The sequence below is a fragment of the Pseudoalteromonas sp. S554 genome (assembly GCF_005930865.1).
Lineage (GTDB): Bacteria > Pseudomonadota > Gammaproteobacteria > Enterobacterales > Alteromonadaceae > Pseudoalteromonas > Pseudoalteromonas marina.
In genome coordinates, this window is the sequence record NZ_PNDV01000057.1 from 19488 (window position 1) to 27048 (window position 7561).

At 43.5% G+C, this 7561-nt stretch carries 4 protein-coding genes; all 4 read left to right on the top strand.

Features of this window, described 5'->3' with window-relative positions:
• Positions 1 to 24: 24 nt before the first annotated feature.
• The 4 genes from rpoC (at position 25) to fusA (ending at position 7479) form a co-directional block, all read left to right on the top strand.
• Positions 25 to 4200: a DNA-directed RNA polymerase subunit beta' gene (gene rpoC, locus CWB65_RS13085; protein WP_006791259.1), complete on the top strand. Its 4176-nt coding sequence runs from the start codon at positions 25 to 27 to the stop codon at positions 4198 to 4200.
• Positions 4201 to 4394: 194 nt separating this feature from the next.
• The gene (rpsL, locus tag CWB65_RS13090; RefSeq protein ID WP_002958885.1) at positions 4395 to 4769 is read left to right on the top strand and encodes a 30S ribosomal protein S12; all 375 of its coding nucleotides are present in this window, start codon (positions 4395 to 4397) and stop codon (positions 4767 to 4769) included.
• A gap of 97 nt (positions 4770 to 4866) precedes the next feature.
• The gene (gene rpsG, locus CWB65_RS13095) at positions 4867 to 5337 is read left to right on the top strand and encodes a 30S ribosomal protein S7 (protein WP_004588211.1); all 471 of its coding nucleotides are present in this window, start codon (positions 4867 to 4869) and stop codon (positions 5335 to 5337) included.
• 27 nt (positions 5338 to 5364) lie between these two features.
• Positions 5365 to 7479 (top strand): elongation factor G, encoded by a 2115-nt coding sequence (gene fusA, locus CWB65_RS13100; RefSeq protein WP_006791258.1) that lies wholly within the window; start codon positions 5365 to 5367, stop codon positions 7477 to 7479.
• Positions 7480 to 7561 lie beyond the last annotated feature (82 nt).

Sequence of the window (7561 nt, forward strand, 5' to 3'; positions counted from 1 at the left end):
ATTAACTCCGACAGGAGAGCTAAGGTGAAAGACTTACTTAAGTTTCTGAAGCAACAAAATAAGACCGAAGAATTCGATGCAATTCGCATTGGTCTTGCTTCACCAGACATGGTTCGTTCATGGTCATACGGTGAAGTAAAGAAACCTGAGACTATTAACTACCGTACTTTCAAGCCTGAGCGCGATGGCTTATTCTGTGCCCGTATTTTCGGCCCAGTGAAAGATTATGAGTGTTTATGTGGTAAATATAAACGCCTTAAACACCGTGGTGTGATCTGTGAGAAGTGTGGCGTTGAAGTTACACTGACCAAAGTGCGTCGTGATCGTATGGGTCATATTGACCTTGCGAGCCCAGTAGCACATATATGGTTTTTAAAATCATTACCGTCACGTATCGGCTTAATGCTAGATATGACGCTTCGTGATATTGAACGTGTTCTTTACTTCGAATCATTCGTAGTAACTGAGCCAGGTATGACAACGCTTGAGCGTGGTCAGTTACTCGGTGAAGAAGAGTACCTAGATGCATTAGAAGAGCACGGTGATGAGTTTGAAGCGAAGATGGGTGCTGAAGCAGTTTTAGACTTGCTTCGTGAACTTGATCTTGGCCAATTAATTGCTGAGATGCGTGAAGAGTTACCAACAATTAACTCTGAAACTAAGCGTAAAAAAATCACTAAACGTCTTAAGTTAATGGAATCATTCCACCAATCAGGTAATAACCCTGAGTGGATGATCATGACAGTACTTCCAGTATTGCCACCTGATCTACGTCCATTAGTACCACTAGACGGTGGTCGTTTTGCGACATCTGATCTAAATGACCTTTACCGTCGTGTTATTAACCGTAACAACCGTCTTAAGCGTCTATTAGATTTAGCAGCACCAGACATTATCGTACGAAACGAAAAACGTATGTTACAAGAAGCGGTAGATGCGCTACTTGATAACGGTCGTCGTGGTCGTGCTATTACAGGTTCTAACAAGCGTCCGCTTAAATCTCTTGCTGATATGATCAAGGGTAAGCAAGGTCGTTTCCGTCAGAACTTACTTGGTAAGCGTGTAGATTACTCAGGCCGTTCTGTAATCACAGTAGGTCCTACACTTAAGCTTCACCAATGTGGTCTTCCTAAGAAGATGGCACTTGAGCTATTCAAACCGTTTATCTACGGCAAACTAGAGCGTCGCGGCATGGCTACGACAATCAAAGCTGCTAAGAAAATGGTAGAGCGTGAAGTAGCGGAAGTATGGGATGTATTAGACGAAGTAATTCGTGAACATCCGGTATTACTAAACCGTGCACCAACACTTCACCGTTTGGGTATCCAAGCGTTTGAGCCTGTGCTTATCGAAGGTAAAGCGATTCATTTGCATCCATTAGTATGTGCGGCTTACAACGCCGATTTCGATGGTGACCAAATGGCGGTACACGTACCGTTAACAATCGAAGCACAGCTTGAAGCACGTGCATTGATGATGTCAACAAACAACATTCTATCTCCTGCGAATGGTGAGCCAATCATCGTTCCTTCACAGGATGTTGTATTGGGTCTTTACTACATGACCCGTGATTGCATCAACGCAAAAGGCGAAGGCGCAATATTTAAAGATCCTAAAGAAGCAGAAAAAGCATACCGTAGCGGTAATGCAGACCTTCACGCTATTGTGAAAGTACGTATTAGCCAGTCAGTTGCTAACGAGCACGGTGTAGTAGAAGATACTACAACGGTTATCGAAACAACGGTAGGTCGTGCAATTCTGTCTCTAATTTTACCAACTGGTATGCCGTTTGAGTCAATCAACCAGCCACTAGGTAAAAAGCAGATTTCTAGCTTGTTGAATGAGTGTTACCGTCGCTTAGGCCTTAAAGACACAGTTGTTTTTGCTGACCAAGTTATGTACACCGGTTTCCATTACGCAATGAAGTCTGGTGTTTCTATCGGTATCGATGACTTAGTTATCCCACCGGTTAAAGCGCAGATCATTGAGTCAGCAGAAGCTGAAGTAACTGAAATCAACCAACAATTCCAATCAGGTCTTGTAACGGCTGGTGAGAAGTACAACAAAGTTATCGATATCTGGTCACGTGTAAATGAAAACTTATCACGTGAGATGATGGCTAACTTGTCGAAAGACACAGTAACCAACGCGAAAGGTGAAGAAGTAGAGCAACCGTCATTTAACTCAGTGTTTATGATGGCCGACTCAGGTGCTCGTGGTAGTGCCGCTCAGATCCGTCAGCTAGCAGGTATGCGTGGTCTAATGGCACGTCCAGATGGTTCAATCATCGAGACACCAATCACGGCTAACTTCCGTGAAGGTCTAAACGTACTTCAGTACTTCATCTCAACTCACGGTGCGCGTAAAGGTCTAGCCGATACAGCACTGAAAACAGCGAACTCGGGTTACTTAACGCGTCGTCTAGTAGACGTAGCACAAGATTTGGTAATCAACGAAGACGACTGTGGCACAGAAGATGGCTTAACAATGAAACCGCTTATTGAAGGTGGTGATGTTGTAGAAGCGCTTCGCGAACGTGTACTAGGTCGTGTTGTAGCTGAAGATGTTGTTATTCCAGGTACTAATACTGTACTTGTAGAACGTAATATCATGCTTGATGAAAAACTGTGTGACCTTTTAGAAGAGCACTCGGTTGATGAAGTACGCGTACGCTCAGTTATCACATGTGATAATGACTTTGGTGTATGTGCTAACTGTTATGGTCGTGACCTTGCACGTGGTCATATCATCAACGCAGGTGAATCAGTAGGTGTTATCGCGGCACAGTCAATTGGTGAGCCGGGTACACAGCTTACGATGCGTACATTCCACATCGGTGGTGCGGCATCTCGAGCGTCAGCTGAAAATAATGTACAAGTTAAAACTAACGGTACATTAAAACTTCACAATGCTAAGTATGTATTAAATACAGACGGTAAGATTGTTATTACGTCACGTTCAACGGAAATCACTATCATCGATAGTCATGGCCGTGAAAAAGAGCGTTATAAAGTGCCTTATGGTGCAGTATTAACAGTTCAAGACAATGCAGAAGTTCAAGGTAACGACATTGTTGCTACTTGGGACCCGCATAGTCACCCAATCGTTCTTGAGCACAAATCAAAAGTATCGTTTAGCGATATCGATGACTCGAATACAGAGACACAAACCGATGAACTAACTGGTTTGACTCGTATCGTAGTTAAAGACCTTGCTAAAGCGAATGCTAAAGAGCCTAAACTTATCATCGAAAGTGATGAGCGTGGTCTGCAAGAAACACGTCTTCCTTCATTCACAACGATTGAAGTAACAGACGGTGCGACTGCAAACCCAGGTGACGTGTTAGCACGTATCCCGCAAGAAGGCTCTAAAACTCGTGATATCACGGGTGGTCTACCTCGCGTAGCCGACTTATTTGAAGCGCGTAAGCCAAAAGATCCAGCTATCTTAGCTGAAATCACCGGTACTATTAGCTTCGGTAAAGAGACTAAAGGTAAGAAGCGTTTAGTTATTACTCCAGCTGAAGGCGATCATTACGAAGAAATGATTCCTAAGTGGCGTCAACTTAACGTGTTTGAAGGTGAACAAGTGTCTAAAGGTGAGGTAATTGCCGATGGTCCTGAATCACCACATGACATCTTACGCCTACGTGGTGTGACTCATGTTGCTAACTACATTGTTAACGAAGTGCAAGAGGTTTACCGTTTGCAAGGCGTTAAGATCAATGACAAGCACATTGAAACAATTATCCGTCAAATGTTACGTAAATGTACCATTTTACACGGTGGTGATACTGACTTCTTAGCTGGTGAACAAATCGAAGTGGCGCGCGTTAATATCGCAAACCGTGACCTTGAAAAACAAGGTAAGATCCCAGCGAAGTTTGAAATCCAGTTAATGGGTATTACTAAAGCATCACTAGCGACAGAATCTTTCATCTCTGCAGCGTCTTTCCAAGAAACAACACGTGTTCTTACAGATGCAGCAGTGAATGGTAAGAGCGATGAGCTTCGCGGTCTGAAAGAAAACGTAATTGTGGGTCGTTTGATCCCAGCCGGTACCGGTTTTGCGTATCATCAAGATCGTATGGCTCGCCGTAAACAAAGCAAAGAAGTAGTAGAAGAGCAAACAGTAAGCGCTGAAGAGGCAACTCAAGCACTAACTGATGCACTAAATGCTGATTTGTCTGGAAATCAATAAACTGTTCTTAATCAATAGATTAAGAGATCGTAAGGCAGTTAAGTGCTGTCTTACGGTTAGTTTAGGTTGACAGGTTAAACTTTGCTCATTAAAATTCCGCCACCCATTTACTTGTGTGCTTATCGTAGGCAGGTAATAAAGGGCGGATTTTTTTATTTTTTTCAGTAGTAATTTTAATTTCAGGAGCTATTTAAATGGCAACTATTAACCAGCTAGTGCGTAAGCCACGCCGTAGCAAGGTTACGAAAAGTAACTCAGCTGCACTAAAAGCGTGTCCGCAAAAGCGCGGTGTATGTACTCGTGTATATACAACTACACCTAAGAAACCAAACTCAGCGTTACGTAAAGTAGCTCGTGTACGTTTAACTAACGGTTTCGAAGTAACATCTTACATCGGTGGTGAAGGTCATAACCTTCAAGAGCACAGTGTAATCCTAATCCGTGGTGGTCGTGTTAAAGATTTACCAGGTGTGCGTTTTCACACTGTACGTGGTGCACTTGACTGTGCAGGCGTTAGCGACCGTCGTCAAGCTCGTTCTAAATACGGTGCAAAACGCCCTAAAGGGTAATTGTATTCCGTTAGTAAGGCCAAGCACTAAATATTATTAATTATTGTTTTGGGTGATTGACTCGAAAGAGCAAACCTGAATAAACCGGAGATACAAAATGCCTAGAAGACGCGTAATAGGTCAACGTAAAATTCTTCCAGATCCTAAGTTCGGATCGGAACTTCTTGCTAAATTCGTTAACATCGTAATGTTAGACGGCAAGAAATCTACTGCTGAAAAAATTGTTTATGGTGCGCTAGACGTGGCTGCTGAGAAATCAGGCAAGTCGCACCTAGAAATCTTTGAATCTGCACTTGATAACATCCGTCCACAGGTAGAGGTTAAATCTCGCCGTGTTGGTGGTTCAACTTATCAAGTACCAGTTGAAGTACGTCCAGTTCGTCGCAACGCATTAGGTATGCGTTGGTTAGTAGACGCTGCACGTAAGCGTGGCGAAAAATCTATGGGCTTACGTTTAGCTCAAGAAATCGTTGACGCTGCTGATAATAAAGGCACTGCGGTTAAGAAACGTGAAGACGTTCACCGTATGGCTGAAGCGAATAAAGCATTCGCTCATTACCGTTGGTAATCTGTCCTTAACCTTTAAGAGGATCATATGGCACGTACAACTCCACTTGAGCGCTACCGTAATATCGGCATAGTAGCTCACGTAGATGCAGGCAAAACCACCACAACAGAACGTGTTCTGTTCTACACAGGTCTTTCTCATAAGATCGGTGAAGTACATGATGGCGCTGCAACTATGGACTGGATGGAGCAGGAACAAGAGCGTGGTATCACAATCACTTCTGCTGCAACAACGTGTTTTTGGAAAGGGATGGACGCTCAATTTGACGCCCATCGTATCAATATTATTGATACTCCAGGACACGTAGATTTCACTATCGAGGTAGAGCGTTCTTTGCGTGTACTTGATGGTGCGGTAGTTGTGCTTTGTGCTTCTTCTGGTGTACAGCCGCAAACTGAAACAGTTTGGCGTCAAGCGAACAAATACGAAGTTCCAAGAATGATCTTCGTAAATAAAATGGATCGCACGGGCGCTGACTTTTTAGCTGTTGTTAGCCAGGTGAAATCTCGTCTTGGAGCAACGCCTGTTCCAATTCAGTTGCCAGTAGGCGCTGAGGACGACTTTAAAGGTGTTATTGACCTTATAAAAATGAAAGTGATTAACTGGAACGAAGCGGACCAGGGTATGACTTTCACATATGAGGCAATACCGGCAGACCTTCTCGAGTCAGCTGAAGAATGGCGCTCTCATTTAGTTGAAAGCGCTGCTGAAGCCTCAGAAGAACTAATGGACAAATACTTAGAAGGTGAAGAGTTAAGTGAAGCAGAAATTAAAAATGCTTTACGTCAACGCACATTAGCCAATGAGATTGTTCCAGTAACTTGTGGAAGCGCATTTAAAAACAAAGGTGTTCAAGCGGTGCTTGACGGCGTTGTAGAATACATGCCTTCACCAGAACAAGTTAAACAAATCCAAGGTATCTTAGAAGATGGTACCGAAGAGGAACGTCCAGCTGATGATAAAGCGCCGTTTGCTGCACTTGCATTTAAAATTGCAACAGACCCGTTTGTTGGTACTTTAACCTTTTTCCGTGTTTACTCTGGTACTGTTAAACAGGGTGACGCGGTATACAACCCAGTTAAAAGTAAGCGTGAGCGACTTGGCCGTATCGTACAGATGCATTCAAACTCTCGTGAAGAGATCAAAGAAGTCTACGCAGGCGACATCGCGGCGGCTATTGGTCTTAAAGACGTTACAACAGGTGAGACACTGTGTGCTCCGAATTCAATTATTACGCTTGAGCGTATGGAATTCCCAGAACCAGTTATTTCTGTTGCGGTTGAGCCTCGCACAATCGCTGACCAGGACAAGATGGGTATCGCGCTAGGTAAACTAGCTGCCGAAGATCCGTCTTTCCGCGTACAAACTGACGAAGAATCAGGCCAGACAATTATTTCTGGTATGGGTGAACTTCACCTAGATATTATCGTCGACCGTATGAAACGTGAATTCAGTGTTGAATGTAACGTTGGTAAGCCGCAGGTTTCATATCGTGAAGCTATTCGTTCAACTGTAGAAGTTGAAGGAAAGTTCATTCGTCAATCAGGTGGTCGTGGTCAATATGGTCACGTTTGGTTGAAGCTTGAACCGATGGATATTTCGGATGATGATTCTCCAATTTACGAATTCGTTAACGAAACCGTAGGTGGATCAGTTCCTAAAGAATACATCCCAGCGGTAGACAAAGGTATCCAAGAGCAAATGTCTCAAGGTGTACTGGCAGGCTATCCTTTACTTGGCGTTAAAGCGACTTTATATGATGGTTCGTTCCATGATGTAGATTCGAATGAAATGGCATTTAAAATTGCAGGTTCATTAGCTATGAGAGACGGTGCGCTTAAAGCAAACCCAGTTCTTTTAGAACCACTAATGAAGGTTGAGGTAATCACTCCTGACTCAAACATGGGTGATGTAGTTGGCGACTTAAACCGTCGTCGCGGCATGATCGAGGGCATGGAAGATGCACTTGGTGGGCTTAAGCAAATAAATGCGCAGGTTCCACTGTCTGAAATGTTCGGTTATGCGACTGCTTTACGTTCTGCAACTCAGGGTCGTGCTTCTTACTCTATGGAGTTTTTGAAGTACGCTGAAGCCTCAAAGCAGGTTGCAGATACAATAATTTCAGCTCGCGCTGTAATATGATTTTAGCTTGTCTGGCTCAATAGTGAGTCAGGCTTTAATTTCTTAATTAGGAATTTTTTAAGATGGCAAAAGAAAAGTTTGA

Coding starts and splice junctions, on each gene's coding strand:
- rpsL (WP_002958885.1), top strand. CDS start 4,395: ATGGCAACTATTAACCAGCTAGTGCGTAAGCCACGCCGTAGCAAGGTT.
- rpsG (WP_004588211.1), top strand. CDS start 4,867: ATGCCTAGAAGACGCGTAATAGGTCAACGTAAAATTCTTCCAGATCCT.
- fusA (WP_006791258.1), top strand. CDS start 5,365: ATGGCACGTACAACTCCACTTGAGCGCTACCGTAATATCGGCATAGTA.